The 14,909-nt window shown below is 74.5% G+C and carries 14 protein-coding genes and 1 pseudogene; 12 read left to right on the forward strand and 3 right to left on the reverse strand.

Annotated elements, in window-relative coordinates; genetic code table 11:
• Nucleotides 1-110 precede the first annotated feature (110 nt).
• The 3 genes from SERN_RS11235 to SERN_RS11245 all read left to right on the forward strand — a co-directional run bounded on the left by SERN_RS11235 (nt 111) and on the right by SERN_RS11245 (nt 1,906).
• Nucleotides 111-725, forward strand: coding sequence for a thymidine kinase (locus SERN_RS11235; RefSeq protein ID WP_135850207.1), 615 nt, complete (start codon nt 111-113; stop codon nt 723-725).
• Between the two features lie 61 nt (nt 726-786).
• Entirely contained in the window at nt 787-1,344 is a 558-nt protein-coding gene (locus SERN_RS11240) for a dihydrofolate reductase family protein (protein WP_135850208.1), read from the forward strand.
• 40 nt (nt 1,345-1,384) lie between these two features.
• On the forward strand, nt 1,385-1,906 hold the full coding sequence (locus SERN_RS11245; RefSeq protein WP_135850209.1) for a PH domain-containing protein: 522 nt from the start codon (nt 1,385-1,387) through the stop codon (nt 1,904-1,906).
• Here the strand turns inward: SERN_RS11245 and SERN_RS11250 are convergent.
• The gene (locus SERN_RS11250) at nt 1,903-3,180 is read right to left on the reverse strand and encodes a glutamyl-tRNA reductase (RefSeq protein WP_158292640.1); all 1,278 of its coding nucleotides are present in this window, start codon (nt 3,178-3,180) and stop codon (nt 1,903-1,905) included. The genes SERN_RS11245 and SERN_RS11250 overlap by 4 nt on opposite strands.
• A 142-nt stretch (nt 3,181-3,322) precedes the next feature.
• Here SERN_RS11250 and hemE point away from each other — a divergent pair, with 142 nt between their 5' ends.
• From hemE to hemL, 8 genes are all read left to right on the forward strand, one after another.
• Complete coding sequence (hemE, locus tag SERN_RS11255; RefSeq protein ID WP_135850211.1) at nt 3,323-4,450, forward strand: uroporphyrinogen decarboxylase; 1,128 nt, start codon at nt 3,323-3,325, stop codon at nt 4,448-4,450.
• The gene (locus SERN_RS11260; protein ID WP_135850212.1) at nt 4,447-5,796 is read left to right on the forward strand and encodes a protoporphyrinogen/coproporphyrinogen oxidase; all 1,350 of its coding nucleotides are present in this window, start codon (nt 4,447-4,449) and stop codon (nt 5,794-5,796) included. The genes hemE and SERN_RS11260 overlap by 4 nt, the downstream gene beginning before the upstream one ends.
• Entirely contained in the window at nt 5,793-6,446 is a 654-nt protein-coding gene (gene hemQ / locus SERN_RS11265; protein ID WP_135850213.1) for a hydrogen peroxide-dependent heme synthase, read from the forward strand. Before SERN_RS11260 ends, hemQ begins: the two co-directional genes overlap by 4 nt.
• Entirely contained in the window at nt 6,443-7,630 is a 1,188-nt protein-coding gene (locus SERN_RS11270; protein ID WP_135850214.1) for a ferrochelatase, read from the forward strand. Before hemQ ends, SERN_RS11270 begins: the two co-directional genes overlap by 4 nt.
• Nucleotides 7,627-8,574, forward strand: a complete 948-nt coding sequence (gene hemC, locus SERN_RS11275) for a hydroxymethylbilane synthase (RefSeq protein WP_135850215.1) — start codon at nt 7,627-7,629, stop codon at nt 8,572-8,574. The genes SERN_RS11270 and hemC overlap by 4 nt, the downstream gene beginning before the upstream one ends.
• Nucleotides 8,571-9,455 (forward strand): uroporphyrinogen-III synthase, encoded by an 885-nt coding sequence (locus tag SERN_RS11280; RefSeq protein WP_135850216.1) that lies wholly within the window; start codon nt 8,571-8,573, stop codon nt 9,453-9,455. Before hemC ends, SERN_RS11280 begins: the two co-directional genes overlap by 4 nt.
• Nucleotides 9,456-9,547: 92 nt before the next feature.
• Nucleotides 9,548-10,474: a porphobilinogen synthase gene (gene hemB, locus SERN_RS11285; RefSeq protein WP_233251682.1), complete on the forward strand. Its 927-nt coding sequence runs from the start codon at nt 9,548-9,550 to the stop codon at nt 10,472-10,474.
• Nucleotides 10,462-11,871: a glutamate-1-semialdehyde 2,1-aminomutase gene (gene hemL, locus SERN_RS11290; protein WP_135850217.1), complete on the forward strand. Its 1,410-nt coding sequence runs from the start codon at nt 10,462-10,464 to the stop codon at nt 11,869-11,871. The genes hemB and hemL overlap by 13 nt, the downstream gene beginning before the upstream one ends.
• Nucleotides 11,872-12,049: 178 nt before the next feature.
• Here the strand turns inward: hemL and SERN_RS11295 are convergent, their stop codons facing one another.
• Complete coding sequence (locus tag SERN_RS11295; protein WP_135850218.1) at nt 12,050-13,012, reverse strand: siderophore-interacting protein; 963 nt, start codon at nt 13,010-13,012, stop codon at nt 12,050-12,052.
• A gap of 231 nt (nt 13,013-13,243) precedes the next feature.
• On the opposite strand from SERN_RS11295, the gene SERN_RS11300 reads away from it, so the two are divergent.
• Complete coding sequence (locus tag SERN_RS11300) at nt 13,244-13,822, forward strand: class I SAM-dependent methyltransferase (protein ID WP_135850530.1); 579 nt, start codon at nt 13,244-13,246, stop codon at nt 13,820-13,822.
• 57 nt (nt 13,823-13,879) lie between these two features.
• Here the strand turns inward: SERN_RS11300 and SERN_RS11305 are convergent.
• Nucleotides 13,880-14,902: pseudogene (locus SERN_RS11305) on the reverse strand (glycosyltransferase); the annotation flags it as partial.
• Nucleotides 14,903-14,909: the final 7 nt, after the last annotated feature.

A 14,909-nucleotide genomic window follows, 5' to 3' on the forward strand; every position in this document is an offset into this window, starting at 1 on the left:
ACGACCAGGGGTTGAGCGCCCGCGATCACGGATCGGATCGTCACCGTGGCGCGCGGCCGCGTGGAGGTGCTCGACTGCTGGGGACGGCGCCACGTCCGTACACTCGCCCGGTGGCCAAGCTCTACTTCCGCTACGGCGCGATGAACTCCGGCAAGTCGACGGCGCTGCTCCAGGCGGCCTACAACTACGAGGAGCGCGGTCAGCGGGTGCTGCTGACCAAGCCCGCCGTCGACACCAAGGCCGCCAACGACATCAGCAGCCGTCTCGGCGTGACGCGCGAGGTCGACTTCGCCATCGGCCCGCAGGACAGCTCGCGCGAGGCGTTCCACGCGGCGGCAGGGGAGGAGGCGGTCTCGTGCCTCCTGGTCGACGAGGCGCAGTTCCTCTCCCCGCCCCAGGTCAACGACCTCCTGCGGATCGCGGTGCTCGACGGCATCCCCGTGCTCGCCTACGGCATCCGGACGGACTTCCGCACCGAGGCCTTCCCCGGCTCGCGGCGTCTGCTCGAGATCGCGCACAGCCTCGAGGAGCTCAAGACGATCTGCCGGTGCGGTCGCAAGGCCGTCTTCAACGGCCGCGTGCTGGACGGTCGGTTCATCTTCGACGGTGACCAGGTCGCGATCGACGCCGGTCCGAGCGCGCACGACGGCGAGGTCACCTACGAGTCGCTGTGCGCCCAGTGCTACCTGCGCGAGTCGGGCGGGACGCTCGACGGCAAGGGCTGAGCGCCCGGCGTCGATGTCGGTGTCGGTGTCGGTGTCGGAGGGTCTCGGTAGCCTCCCGCGCATGGGACGCATCGTGTTCGACACCGCCACCAGCCTCAACGGATTCATCGCCGACGAGGAGGGCTCGCTCGCGTGGCTGTTCGCCGTCGACGGCGGTGAGGCGCCCGACGACGGGCTCTACCCCGCCACGGCCACCGTGCTCGTGGAGGGCTCCAGCACCTACGAGTGGCTGCTGCGCGAGAACGACGTCCTCGCCCACCCCCAGAAGTGGCAGGAGTTCCACGGCGACAAGCCGACGTTCGTCTTCACCACGCGCGAGCTGCCCGTCCCCGAGGGGGCCGACGTGCGGTTCGTCTCGGGTCCGGTGACGGATGCGATCGACGCGATCCGCACGGCAGCCGGCGAGGGGGACGTCTGGGTGATGGGCGGCGGCGACCTCGCCGGGCAGTTCCTGGACGCCGGTCTGCTCGACGTCGTGGCGATCTCCGTGGCACCCGTGGCGCTGACGGGCGGCGCGCCGCTGCTGCCGCGCCGGGTCGAGGCCGACCGGCTCCGGCTGGTCGGCGCCGAGGCCGTGGGACAGTTCGCCCGGCTCGTGTACGAGGTGCGGAAGGACTGACCCCCCGCGACGCCGCCGTCACTCGCTAGGGTGACGCCCCATGGGATACCCGCAGGACACGCTCTCGGCCGACGAGCAGCTCGTGCTGCACCGGCACCCGCACTTCAAGACACTGATCCTGCCGTTCGTCGCACTCGTGCTGCTGACGACCGGCGCCGTGCTGGCGTGGCAGTGGAGCACCCGGGCGGACATCTCCGACACGGCCGCGACGGTCGTCGGCATCGCCGCCGGTGCGCTGTGGCTCATCGGCGTCCTGTGGCTGTTCGCGTGGCCGATGCTGCGCTGGGCCACGACGCACTTCGTCATCACCGACCGCCGCGTCATGTTCCGCCACGGCATCATCACGCGCACAGGCATCGACATCCCGATGGCACGGATCAACACCGTGCAGTTCCGTCACGGACTGATCGACCGGATCCTGCGGACGGGGACGCTCATCATCGAGTCCGCCTCGGACGACCCGCTGGAGTTCAACGACATCCCGCGCGTCGAGCACGTGCACTCGCTGCTCTACAACGAGGTGTTCGACACGCTCGGCGAGGAGGAGTCGGGACGTCGCTAGACCGACGTGGCGGAAGCGTCGGTCGGTGCCTCGGCACCGCTCGGCGCGGGGGTGTCCACGTGCACACCCAGCACGAACTCGAGCGCGTGCTCGAACTCCTCGACCCGGCCGTCGGCCGCGGCGCGGCGGGCGAGCACCGACGGCGTGTGCTGCAGGACGCCCGCGAGGTGACGCAGCGCCTGCTCGACCCGGTCGGCCTCCTCGGGCGAGGCGGAGCGGCGTCGGGCCCGACGGACCTCGTCGGCCAGGACACCGCCGACGTGACCGCGGAGGGCGACGACGGCGGGGGAGGCGTCCTGCTGCGCCGTGTACTCCGCCACGGCGTCGGCGATGAGCGAGGCCGAGATGTCGTCCATCGTCAGGCCGGGCAGCTGCGCGTGCTTGGCGATCGTGGCGAGGTCGAGCAGGTCGACGCCCGGCAGGGTCCCGACGGCGGGGTCGACGTTGCGCGGCAGCCCCAGGTCGATGACCAGGAGGCGCCGGTCGGTGCGGTCCGTGATCTGGTGGTCGCCGATCGCGACGCGGCTCGTGCAGGTCAGCACGATGTCCGCGCCCGCGATGCCGTCCTCGAGGTCCGCCACCGCGGCGACGTCGTGCCGCGCGGCGAAGTCCTCGGCGCGCCCCGAGCTGGAGTACACCGCGACGTCACGGACACCGCGACCGGCGAGCGCGGCCACGGCCGTGCGGGCGTGCGTGCCGGTACCCACCAGCAGCACGCGGCACGAGCGCAGGTCGGGCAGGTGACCCGCTGCGAGCTCGAGCGCGAGGTGGGTGACGGACGCGTCACCGGAGAGGTTCGAGCGACGGCGGACGTCGCGCGAGACGTGCATGGCGCGCTGGAAGGCCTGGTCGAGGGCCGCCGTCGTGTGACCGGCCGAGCGCGCGGAGTCGTAGTCGCGGCGCACCTGGCCGGCGATCTCGGGCTCACCCACCACGAGCGAGTCGAGCCCGCACGCGACGGAGAAGAGGTGACCGACGGCGTCGCCCTCGGTCCGGACCGCGACGGCGGCCGCGAGCAGCTCGTGCGTGTCGCCGGTACGGGAGGCGAGTGCCGCGACGAGGCGGGCGGTGACGTCGTCGCCGGCACCCTCCTCGACGTCGAGGTAGGCCTCGAGGCGGTTGCAGGTCGACAGGACGACGGCGCCGGAGACGGCCTCGCCGTCCATCGTGCTGGCGATCAGGTCGGGCGTGGACAGGCCGGCGAACGCGGCCGTCGTCCGCTCCAGGACGTCGAACCCCGCGGTGGCGTGGGTCAACGACAGGGAGAGGAGCACCTCGGCATCGTAGGTGACTCGAACGCGCCGTCCCACTAAGGCGAACCTCAGTAAAACCGCAGGTCAGGGGGAGTTGACGAAGTGTCACGACAACCCGTCACGACATTCACGAGGTGGTCCGCAACGGTGCAAGACTGACGAGGTGCCCCTTGCTCACACCCACCCGATCGTCGACGGACGCACCACCGACGCGCCCCTGGTGCGGGCCTACCGCGGCCAGCTCGCGCAGCACACACCGGTCTGGTTCATGCGCCAGGCGGGTCGCTCGCTGCCCGAGTACCGCGAGCTGCGCGCCGGCGGCGACATGCTGCAGGCCTGCCTCGACCCGGCCATGGTGACGGAGATCACCCTGCAGCCCGTCCGCCGCCACGGCGTCGACGCCGCCATCCTCTTCAGCGACATCGTCATCCCCGTGCTGCTGGCCGGGGTGGACGTCGAGATCGTTCCCGGACGCGGCCCGGTGTTCGCCTCGCCGGTCCGCACGGCGGCCGACGTCGCCGCGCTGCCGACGCTCGACGGCGAGGCGCTCGCCCCGATCCGCGAGGCCGTCCGACTGCTGGTGGCCGAGCTCGGCACCACCCCGCTGATCGCGTTCGCGGGTGCTCCGTTCACGCTGGCCTCCTACATGGTCGAGGGTGGGCCGTCGAAGGACCAGATGCGCGCGCGCACGCTCATGATGTCCGACCCCGAGGCCTGGTCCGCGCTGCTCGCGTGGTGCGCCGGCGTCTCCGGGGCGTTCCTGCGCGCGCAGGTCGAGGAGGGCGCGAGCGCGGCGCAGGTGTTCGACTCCTGGGTCGGCTCGCTCAGCCGTGACACGTGGCGCACGAGCGTGGCCCACCACACCGCCCGCACGTTCGGGGCGCTCGACGGCCTCGCCGTCCCCAAGGTGCACTTCGGCCTGGGCTCCGCCTCGATCCTCGACCTCGCGCCCACCCTCGGTGCCGACGCCGTCGGCGTCGACTGGCGCACACCACTGGACGAGGCCGCCCGGATCGTGCCGGGCTGGCCGCTCCAGGGCAACGTCGACCCGGCCGTGCTCGGGGCGCCGTGGGACGTCGTCGAGGCTCACGTGCTCGACGTCCTGCGCCGCGGCCGCTCGGCGCCCGCGCACGTGCTCAACCTCGGTCACGGCGTCCCTCCCGAGACCGATCCGACCGTCCTGACCCGCATCGTCGAGCTCGTGCACGCGCAGGGCAGCCCGCTCGAGGCGGCTCCCGTCGCGCGCTCCGCCGCCTCCGCCGACCCGGCCGCGGGAGGCGCCTCCGCATGACCGGCGTCGTCGTGGTGGGCGGGGGTGTGGGTGGCCTGGTGGCCGCCCACGACCTCGCGCGCGCCGGCGCGAGCGTCACCGTGCTCGAGCGCTCCGACCGCTTCGGCGGACAGCTCGAGGCCGTCGAGCTCGCGGGCCGGACCGTCGACCTCGGGGCCGAGTCGTTCGCCACCCGGGACGGCGTCGTCGCGGCCCTGCTCGCCGATCTCGACCTGACCGGCGAGGTCGTCGCCCCCCTCGACCGGCCCGCGTGGGTGCACGACGCCGCATCCGGCCGCGCCTACCCGCTCCCGGCCGCCGGGGTGCTCGGCATTCCCGTCCACCCGCGCCTGGCGCTGCGCGCGCTCGGTGTCCTCGGGGTGGCGCGCGCCGCGTGCGACGCCGTGCTGCCGCGCACGGGGGTGCCCCCCGGGGCGAGCGTCGGCGACGTCGTCGCCCGCCGGATGGGTGCGCGCGTGCGCGACCGGCTCGTCGACCCCGTCGTCCGCGGCGTCTACTCGACCGCGGCGGCCGACCTCGCCCTGACGACGGCGTCGCCCGCCCTCGCGCGCGAGCTCGCCGCGGGCCGCACCCTGGCCGGCGCGGCCGCCCGGGTCCGCGCGGCCTCGCCCGCCGGCAGCCAGGTCGCGGGGCTCCGCGGCGGGACCACCGTCCTCGTCCGGGCCCTCGTGGCCGCGATCGCCGCGCACGGCGGCGTGCTGCGGACCGGGGTGGAGGTCACCGGCGTCGACGCCGACGGCGTGAGCACGCGCCGTGCCGACGGCGCCGCCGAGCACGTCGCGGCCGACCACGTCGTCGTCGCCGTTCCTGGTCTCCTGTCCCGCGCCACCACCGAGCGCCGCATCACCGTGGTCGCCGCGGCCGTCCGCGCCCCGGGCCTCGACGCGCACCCCCGCGGCACCGGCGTGCTCGTCGCCCGGAGCGGTTTGCGCGACGGCGCCTCCGCCGGTGCCGACGACGTCGGTGGCGTCGGTGCCCGGGCGCTCACCCACTCCAGTGCCAAGTGGTCCTGGCTGGCGCCCCGCGACGGCGTGCACCTCGTGCGCCTGTCCTACGACGCCGGTCCGGCCGACGGCGACGACGGCACCCCGACGCGCGCCCAGGTCACCCACGACGTCCGCGTCCTGACCGGGGTGCGCGACGCGGTCGTCGGAGAGACCGCGACGCGGACCTGGACGCGCACGATCGCCGTCGACCTCCTCCCCACGACCGGCGCCACCACCGTCCCTGCCACGCTCGTGGGCGAGGCCGCCGGCCGGACCGGTCTGGCCGCCGTCGTGGCCCACGCGCGCTCCGGCGTCGCCACCCTCCTCACCCGCCCCACCACCCAAGGAGCACCGTCATGACCACCGAACGTCTCGGCTACGCGCTGTGGGCGGTCTTCCGCCGCGACGGCGCCCACCCGGTCGCCGACGGCCTCGCCGGCGCGGCGCAGGAGATGGCCGACCTGGGTGTCGACCTGCGCGGGATCTACGACGTCTCCGGGCTGCGCTCGGACGCCGACCTCATGGTCTGGCTGACCGGCGAGGAGCCGGCCGCGATCCAGCGCGCGTTCCGCGTGCTGCGCCGGCTCGAGCCGTTCGCGTCGATGCCCGGCACGTGGAACGCGCTCGGCGTGCACCGCGAGGCCGAGTTCACCGCCAACCACTCGCCCGCGTACATGAAGGGTCTGCCGCCGCGCCCGTGGCTCACGGTCTACCCGTTCGTGCGCAGCTACGAGTGGTACGTGCTGCCCGAGGAGGAGCGCCGCGCGATGCTGGGCCAGCACGGCCGCTCGGGCGGCGCCTATCCGCAGGTGCAGACCAACACCGTCGCGAGCTTCGCGCTCGGCGACTACGAGTGGCTGCTGGCGCTGGAGTCCGACGAGCTCGTCGACCTCGTCGACCTCATGCGCCACCTGCGCGCCACCGATGCGCGGATGCACGTCCGCGAGGAGATCCCGTTCTTCACGGGACGACTGCTGAGCACCGACGAGATCGCGGAGGTCGTGTCATGAGCACGCCGACCAGCACCACCACCGAGCCCGGCACCCCCGCCGTGCTGTTCGCCTCGCCCGCCGCGTCGAGCGGCCCGGAGCACGTCACGACGCCGACCGCCTACGACGGCATCCTGCTCGCCGGCTTCGGCGGACCCGAGGGCCAGGACGACGTCATCCCGTTCCTGCGCAACGTCACGCGGGGACGCGGCATCCCGGACGAGCGCCTGGAGGAGGTGGCGCACCACTACCGCCACTTCGGCGGCGTCAGCCCGATCAACCAGCACAACCGCGAGCTCAAGGCCGCGCTCGAGGCCGAGCTCGCCGCGCGCGACATCGACCTGCCGGTCTACTGGGGCAACCGCAACTGGGCGCCCTACCTGGAGGAGGCCGTGACGGAGGCCGCGGCGGCCGGGGACACGACGCTCGTCGCGATCGCCACGAGCGCGTACTCCAGCTTCTCCTCGTGCCGGCAGTACCGCGAGGACTTCGCGCGCGTGCTGACCGAGACGGGTCTCGGCGGCACCGTGACGATCGACAAGGTGCGGCCGTTCTTCGACCACCCCGGCTTCGTGCAGACGTTCATCACGGGCGTCCGCGACGCGGTCACCACGCTCACGGGCGACGGCATCCCCGCCGAGGCCATCCGCGTCCTGTTCTCCACCCACAGCGTGCCGACGGCGGACGCGACCCGCTCCGGCCCCTCCTACCTCGAGCTCGGCGAGGGCGGCGCGTACGAGGCGCAGCACCTCGCCGTCGCCGAGGTCGTGATGGCCGCGCAGGAGCAGGAGGTCGCGTGGAACCTCGTCTACCAGTCGCGCTCCGGGCCGCCGTCGCAGCCGTGGCTCGAGCCCGACATCAACGACATGATCGAGACGCTGCCGGGCGAGGGCGTCCAGGCCGTCGTGATCGTTCCGCTCGGGTTCGTGAGCGACCACATGGAGGTCATGTGGGACCTGGACGAGGAGGCCACGGAGACGGCCGCCGAGCACGGGCTGCGATCGATCCGCACACCCACGCCCGGCATCGACCCGGCCTACGTCACGGGCCTCGTCGACCTCGTGCTGGAGCGCGTCAACGCCACCCCGAAGGACGAGCGCCCGGCGCTGACGGCGCTCGGCCCGTGGTTCGACGTGTGCCGCCCCGGGTGCTGCGAGAACATCCGCGCGGGCTTCAAGCCGGCGGCCTCCGGTCTCCTTCCGTGACGGCGCCGCTGCGGATCGGGACGCGGGCGAGCGCCCTCGCGCTGGCCCAGACGACCGCGTGGGCCGAGTCGCTCGGACTGCCCGAGGGCGGGTACGAGCTCGTCCGCATCACGTCCGAGGGCGACCGCAGCTCGGCGTCGCTCGCGACGCTCGGCGGCACCGGGGTGTTCGTCTCCGCGCTGCGCGACGCGCTGCTGGACGGCCGCGTCGACGCGATCGTGCACTCGTTCAAGGACCTGCCGACGGCGCCCGCCCCCGGGATCGACGTCGTCGCGGTGCCGCCCCGCGAGGACGCGCGCGACGCGCTCGTCGCCGCCGGCGGGCTGCGCCTGGAGGGGCTGCCCGAGGGTGCCGCGGTCGGCACGGGGTCGCCGCGCCGACGCGCGCAGCTGCGCCGCCGTCGTCCCGACCTCGAGGTCGTCGACATCCGCGGCAACGTGGACACGCGCCTGGGCCGCGTGCTCGACCCGACGGTCGAGGAGCACCGGCGCCTGGACGCCGTCGTGCTGGCCGCGGCCGGTCTGGCCCGCCTCGGGCGCGAGGCCGTCGTGACCGAGCACCTGGAGCTGAGCGACTGGCCGTCGGCCCCGGCGCAGGGCGCCCTCGCCGTCGAGATGCGCAGCGACGCGGACGCCGAGCAGCGCGCGGCGGTCGCCCTGACCGACGACGCCGACGCCCGCCTCGCCGCCGATCTCGAGCGCGAGGTGCTGCGCATCCTGGAGGCCGGCTGCGCCGCGCCGCTCGGCGTCACCGCGGTGGTGGACGACGGCGCGGGCACGGTGAGCGTCCGCGCGAGCGTGTACGCGCTGGACGGTTCCGACGAGGTCACGGTGACCGCGAGTGCCGACCGCCCCGAGGCGGGCGGTCTGGGCGAGCGGATCGCGCGCGACCTGCTCGCCGCCGGTGCCGCCGAGCTCGCCCCGCTGGGGGCCGCGCGCGGATGACCGCCACGTCCGGGCACGACCCCGCGCAGGCCTCCGAGCCCGACGCCGAGCCGGGCCCTGCGCCGACGCTCGCCGGGCGCACGGTCCTGGTGCCTCGCGGCGGGTCGCGCGGGGCCGCCTGGGCGCACGAGGTCGAGGCCCGTGGCGGCCGAGCGGTGCTCGCACCGCTGGTGGAGATCGTCGGCCCGGTCGACGACGCCCCGCTGCGCTCCGCCGTCGCGGAGCTCACCGGGGGCGTGTTCGCGTGGGTCGCGCTGACCAGCGTCAACGCGGTGCACGCGCTCACGGCGCTCGACGCGCGGCTGGGGGGCGCGCGCGTCGCGGTCGTGGGGGAGGAGACCGGTCGGGCCGCTCGCACCGCCGGGTGGCAGGTGGACCTCCTGCCCGAGCGCCGGACCGCGGCCGGTCTCGTCGAGGCGTGGCGCGACGACGTCGGCCCGCCCCCGATCGACGGCTCCGCGACGGGCTCGAGGCGCGTGCTGCTGCCGCTCTCGGTCCAGGCCGGCGACACGCTGGCGGCGGGGCTCGTCGCGCTCGGCTGGGACCCCGTCCGCGTGGACGCCTACGACGTCGCGCCCGTCCCCCCCGGGCGCGCGGTGGTCGACGCCGTCGCCGCGGGCGAGATCGACGCCGTCATCGTGACGTCGGGGTCGGTCGCGCGCCGCGTGGCCGAGGTGTTCGGGCCGCTGCCCGACGGCGTGGCGATCGCCTGCATCGGCGAACCCAGCGCGCAGGCCGCGCGCGCGGCGGGGCTGCGCGTCGCCGTCGTCGCGACGAGGAGCACCGGCGCGGGCACGGTCGACGCGCTCGCGCAGCACTACGGCCCGCATCGAGACATCCGGACCAGCCTGACCACCCACGACCGGGAGGACCCGACGTGAGCACCACCCCGCACCTGTCCAGCAGCCCGTCCGCCGGCACGCCGCTGGCCGGACCGATCCTGCGACCCCGCCGCCTGCGCTCCAGCCGCGCCATGCGTGAGCTGACGCGCGAGACCCGCCTGCACCCGCGGCAGCTGGTGCTGCCGATGTTCGTGCGCGAGGGCGCCGTCGAGGCCGTGCCGATCGGGTCGATGCCCGGCGTCGTGCAGCACGGCACCGACAGCTTCCGCCGCGCCCTCACCGAGGCGGCCGAGGCCGGGATCGGCGGCGTCATGCTGTTCGGCGTCCCGACCACCAAGGACGCCCGAGGCTCCGGTGCCGACGACCCCGACGGCGTCCTCAACGCCGCCACCCGGATCGCCGTGGCGGAGGTCGGGGACGCCCTCGTCGTGCAGACCGACCTGTGCCTGGACGAGTTCACCGACCACGGCCACTGCGGCGTGCTGGACGCGCGCGGCGCCGTCGACAACGACGCCACCCTCACCCGGTACGCCTCGATGGCGATCGCCCAGGCCGAGGCGGGCTCGGCGCTGCTGGGGCTGTCCGGGATGATGGACGGCCAGGTCGAGGCCGTCCGCACCGCGCTCGACGACGCCGGTCACACCGGTACCGCCGTCCTCGCCTACAGCGGCAAGTACGCGTCGGCCTACTACGGCCCGTTCCGCGAGGCCGTGGACTCCTCCCTGCAGGGCGACCGACGGACCTACCAGCTCGACCCGGGCAACGGCCGCGAGGGGGTGCGCGAGGCGGAGATCGACGTGGCCGAGGGCGCCGACGTCGTGATGGTCAAGCCGGCGGGTTCGTACCTCGACGTGCTCGCCGCGGTGGCCGCGTCCTCGCCCGTCCCGGTCTGGGCCTACCAGGTCAGCGGCGAGTACTCGATGATCGAGGCCGCCGCCGCGAACGGCTGGATCGATCGCGAGCGCGCGATCGAGGAGTCCCTGCTGTCCATCCGCCGCGCCGGCGCCGACGCGGTCCTGACCTACTTCGCCACGGAGGTGGCCGCATGGCTGCGCTGACCGACCCGAGCTCGAACCCCGGTACGACCCCCGCCACCACGAACGAGGCCGAGTTCGACGCCTCGCGCGCCGTCATCCCCGGCGGGGTCAACTCACCCGTCCGTGCGTACGGCTCCGTCGGCGGCACCCCGCGGTTCTACGCGAGCGCGAGCGGCCCGCACGTCACCGACGTGACGGGTCGGCGCTACGTCGACCTCGTGTGCTCGTGGGGTCCGGCGCTGCTCGGGCACGCCCATCCCGAGGTCGTCGCCGCGGTCCAGGAGGCGGCGACGCGCGGGCTGTCGTTCGGCGCCCCGACGCACGGTGAGACCGAGCTGGCCGAGACCGTGCTCTCCCGGCTCGAGGTCGACGGCCGTCGCGCGATCGAGCGTTTGCGCCTGGTCTCGACCGGGACCGAGGCGACGATGACGGCGATCCGGCTCGCGCGCGGCGCGACCGACCGGCCGCTGATCATCAAGTTCGCCGGGCACTACCACGGCCACTCCGACGGCCTGCTGGCGGAGGCGGGCTCCGGCGTCGCGACGCAGGGGCTGCCGGGGTCGGCCGGGATTCCCGCCGACGTCGCCGCGCAGACGCTCGTCCTGCCGTACAACGACCTCGACGCGATCGACGCCGCCTTCGCGGCCCACCCGGGCCGGATCGCCGCCATCATCACCGAGGCGGCCGGCGCGAACGCCGGGGTGCTGCGGCCCGATCCCGGCCTCAACGCCGCGCTCGCGGCCCGCGCGCACGCCCACGGCGCACTGCTCATCCTCGACGAGGTGCTCACGGGATTCCGTGTCGGTCCCGCCGGGTGGTGGGGGCGCGAGGCGGCCGGTCTGGAGGGTGGACCGAGCGGCGGGTCGACCGGCAGCACCTGGACGCCGGACCTCGTCGCGTTCGGCAAGGTCATCGGCGGCGGCATGCCGCTGGCGGCGATCGGCGGTCGGCGCGACGTCATGGAGCTGCTGGCGCCGCTCGGGCCGGTCTACCAGGCGGGCACGCTGAGCGGGAACCCGCTGGCGGTGGCCGCGGGTCTCGCGACGCTGCGACTGGCCGACGAGGCCGTGTACCGGCGCGTGGACGAGGCGTCGGCGGCGGTGTCCGACGGCGTCGCCGCGGCCTTCTCCGAGCTCGGCCACCCGGTCACGATCTCCCGCGCGGGGAGCTTGTTCTCGCTCGCGTTCCGGGACGGCGCCGTGCGCGACTACGACGACGCCAAGGCCCAGGAGGGGTGGCGCTACCGCGCCTTCTTCGCCTCGATGCTCGGGCAGGGCGTCGCGCTGCCGCCGAGCGTGTACGAGGCGTGGTTCCTGTCGGCGGCGCACGACGAGGCGGCGGTCGACCAGATCCTGGCGGCCCTGCCGGTTGCGGCGCGTGCCGCCGTCGAGGCGACGCCGCCCCCGCACCATCCCTGACCATCCGCGAGGGACTTTCGGGCGCTCGCGAGGTGTTTTCGGGCGTTCGCGAGGTGTTTTTCGGATGCTTGCGGGCCCGAGAAGTACCTCGCGAACGCCCAGAAGTACCTCGGGAACGCCCAGAAGTACCTCGGGAACGCCCGACAAGGCCTCGCGAATGGGGGGAGTGCGGGGAGGGTCAGCCCGTGCGCTCGGACTGGCCGTCGCGCCAGTAGCCCATGAAGGCGACCCGGCGGCGGTCGATGCTGCGAGCGGTGACGAGCGCGCGGCGCATCGTCTTGATGACGGCGGACTCGCCCGCGAGCCACGCGTAGAACTCGCCCGGCGCCGGCTCGGGGGAGTCCCAGAGGATCTGCGTGTCGACGTCGAGGTCCTCGACGACCTGCGGTCGCGGGGACGCGGCGGCGGCGACGATCTCGGGGTGCTCGTCGAGCCACTGCGTGACGGCCGGGATGACCCGCTCCCCGACGCGGTCGTGGTTGCGCGGCAGCCACGTGACCTGGAACGAGTCGGGGATGTCGAGCGGCAGCACGTCGCCGTCGGACGGGACCTCGATGAACGCGTGGACGTCGCGCGTCGCGGGCAGCATCTCGAGGATCGCGCAGATCGCCGGAGCGGCCGTCTCGTCGCCGGCGAGCAGCAGGTGCTCGGCGGTTCCCGGCTTGAAGTCGATGCCGAGGTGGCAGGTGTCGGAGCGCGAGTCCGGTCCGCTGATGAGGATCTGGTCGCCGGGAACGGCGCGGCGCGCCCATCGCGAGGCGGGGCCGGTGTCGCCGTGGCAGACGAAGTCGATCGTCACCGTGCGGGCGGCCGTGTCGACGGCGCGCACCGTGTAGGTGCGCATCGGGCTGCGACGGTCCTGCGGCAGGTCGCGCCACTCGGCGTACCAGCCGTACGGCTCACCCGGATCGGCGCTGTCGCAGCCGAGGTCGGCCAGCGTGCCGTCCGGCAGGGGGAGGAGCAGCTTGATGCGCTGGTCGAGCCGGTGCGTGCCGAAGTGCTCGAACCGCGGGCACGTGAACGTGATCCGCAGGTAGTTCTGGGCCAGGCGGGTCACCGACTGCACCGTCGCCCGGTAGGGGCGGTGGCTCGGACGAGTGTCGACGTCGAGGGCGACGTCGGTCGTCGGGGCGGCGGTCATGCGATCTCCTCGTGGCGATCGGGGCTAAGGCGATCCTGCTCTTTGGTAAGCCTAACCTGCGCCCGGGGGTGGTGCGCCAGACCCTCGAAGAGATCGATGACGCGACCCCGGTCACACCGGCCGCACCCACGGGTGCCATGCGCCCGCCCGACCTAGGGTGGAGCGGTGAGCGAGACCCCCGCACCGCCGTCGTCCGACCTCCCGGCCCGCCGTCCCTCCCGCTGGGAGGAGATGGTCGCGGCCAACCCCGACCACTCCGCCTGGTACGTCGAGCGGTTCCGCGCCATGGCCCGCGAGGGCCGCGACCTCGACGGCGAGGCCCGCCTGATCGACGCCATGATCCCGCGCGGCTCGCGCGTGCTCGACGGTGGCTGCGGGCCCGGCAGGGTCGGCGCCCACCTCGCCGAGCGCGGTCACACCGTGGTGGGTGTCGACGTCGACCCGGTGCTCGTCGCCGCGGCCGAGGCCGACCACCCCGGCTCCACCTGGCTCGTGGGAGACCTGACCGAGCTCGATCTGCCCGCCCGCGGCGTGCCCGAACCGTTCGACGCGATCGTGGTGGCCGGCAACGTCATGACGTTCCTGGCGCAGGGCACGAGCGCGCAGGTGCTGCGACGGCTAGCCGCGCACCTGGCGCCGGAGGGTCGCATCGTCCTGGGATTCGGTGCGGGCCGCGGCTACACGCCCGACAAGCTGTCCGCCGACGTCGTCGCGGCCGGGCTGCGCGAGGACCTCCTGCTCGGCACCTGGGACCTGCGCCCGTTCACCCCGGAGTCCGACTTCCTGGTCGCGGTCCTCGCGCACGCCTGAGCCGACCGGGGCACCCGAGCCCGTCGAGGGTCCCGGGCCACCGCCGAACACCACGCGGCGCTGCAGCCCGAACGACGCCGCGAACAGCGCCGCGTCCGTGAGCACCTTGGCCTCCAGCAGCGGGAGCCCGGCGTCGGTGAGCACGCGGACCCCGAGGTAGCTGGCGGTCAGGGTCGCGACGGCGAGCGCCGCGTAGCGGCCCGCCTGCCGCAGCGTCTCGCTGCGGCCCCGCTCGCGGTCGTGCGCGTGGAACACCGCCCGCCGGTTGACCAGGAAGTTCGCGACCCCGCTCACCACGCGCGCGCCGACGACGGCGAGCAGCAGGTTCGACGTCGCCGCCGTGATCGCGAGCACGAGCATCGCGTCCAGCGCGAAGGACAGCAGCGAGGACGCCGCGAACGTCAGCAGCGGAAGCATCACGCGCACCGAGTCGCGCACGGGGCGGAAGTGCGAGGACGCATTCCCCTCGAGGTAGACCGTCGCGATCTCGTGCTCCACGACGGCGACGCCGGCCCGCGGCCCGTCCACGAGCAGCCGCAGCTCGTACTCGAACCGATCGCCCGGCACTGTCGGGAGCCACGGCAGCACCGCTGCGGGGTAGCCGCGCAGCCCCGTCTGCGTGTCACTGACGCGCTGCCCCGTGACGAGCGCGAGCAGCGCCGTCGACGCACGGTTGCCGAACCGCGAGCGCCACGGCACGTCCCCGACGAACCAGCGCACCCCGAGCACCACGCAGCGCTCCCCGGCCGCGCTCGCCACCGCGAGCCGCTGCGCCACGCCGGCGACGTCGTCGGCCCGGTGCTGACCGTCGCTGTCGACGCACACGAGGTCCTCACCCGGCGCCTGCCGCAGCAGCCACGCGACGCCTGTCCGCAGGGCGGCACCCTTGCCGCGGTTCACGGCGTGGGGCACGACGACGACACCCCGGCGCGCGACGGCGTCGAACAGGTGGCGGTGGGCGGGGCCCGAGCCGTCGTCGACGACGAGGATCCCGGTGGGCGGCTCGGCCGCCTCCTGCAGCGCGGTCACCAGGGCGACGAGCCGCTCGTCGGGCTCGTAGGCGGGGATCAGGATCCACATGGTCTCC

Source organism: Serinibacter arcticus (assembly GCF_004786095.1).
Taxonomy (GTDB): Bacteria; Actinomycetota; Actinomycetes; order Actinomycetales; family Beutenbergiaceae; genus Litorihabitans; species Litorihabitans arcticus.

What these genes read in the sequence shown, in the direction of transcription:
- SERN_RS11240 (WP_135850208.1), top strand. Translation starts at nt 787, where the DNA reads ATGGGACGCATCGTGTTCGACACCGCCACCAGCCTCAACGGATTCATC.
- SERN_RS11245 (WP_135850209.1), top strand. Translation starts at nt 1,385, where the DNA reads ATGGGATACCCGCAGGACACGCTCTCGGCCGACGAGCAGCTCGTGCTG.
- SERN_RS11260 (WP_135850212.1), top strand. Translation starts at nt 4,447, where the DNA reads ATGACCGGCGTCGTCGTGGTGGGCGGGGGTGTGGGTGGCCTGGTGGCC.
- hemQ (WP_135850213.1), top strand. Translation starts at nt 5,793, where the DNA reads ATGACCACCGAACGTCTCGGCTACGCGCTGTGGGCGGTCTTCCGCCGC.
- SERN_RS11270 (WP_135850214.1), top strand. Translation starts at nt 6,443, where the DNA reads ATGAGCACGCCGACCAGCACCACCACCGAGCCCGGCACCCCCGCCGTG.
- SERN_RS11280 (WP_135850216.1), top strand. Translation starts at nt 8,571, where the DNA reads ATGACCGCCACGTCCGGGCACGACCCCGCGCAGGCCTCCGAGCCCGAC.
- hemB (WP_233251682.1), top strand. Translation starts at nt 9,548, where the DNA reads ATGCGTGAGCTGACGCGCGAGACCCGCCTGCACCCGCGGCAGCTGGTG.
- hemL (WP_135850217.1), top strand. Translation starts at nt 10,462, where the DNA reads ATGGCTGCGCTGACCGACCCGAGCTCGAACCCCGGTACGACCCCCGCC.
- SERN_RS11295 (WP_135850218.1), bottom strand. Translation starts at nt 13,012, where the DNA reads ATGACCGCCGCCCCGACGACCGACGTCGCCCTCGACGTCGACACTCGT.
- SERN_RS11300 (WP_135850530.1), top strand. Translation starts at nt 13,244, where the DNA reads ATGGTCGCGGCCAACCCCGACCACTCCGCCTGGTACGTCGAGCGGTTC.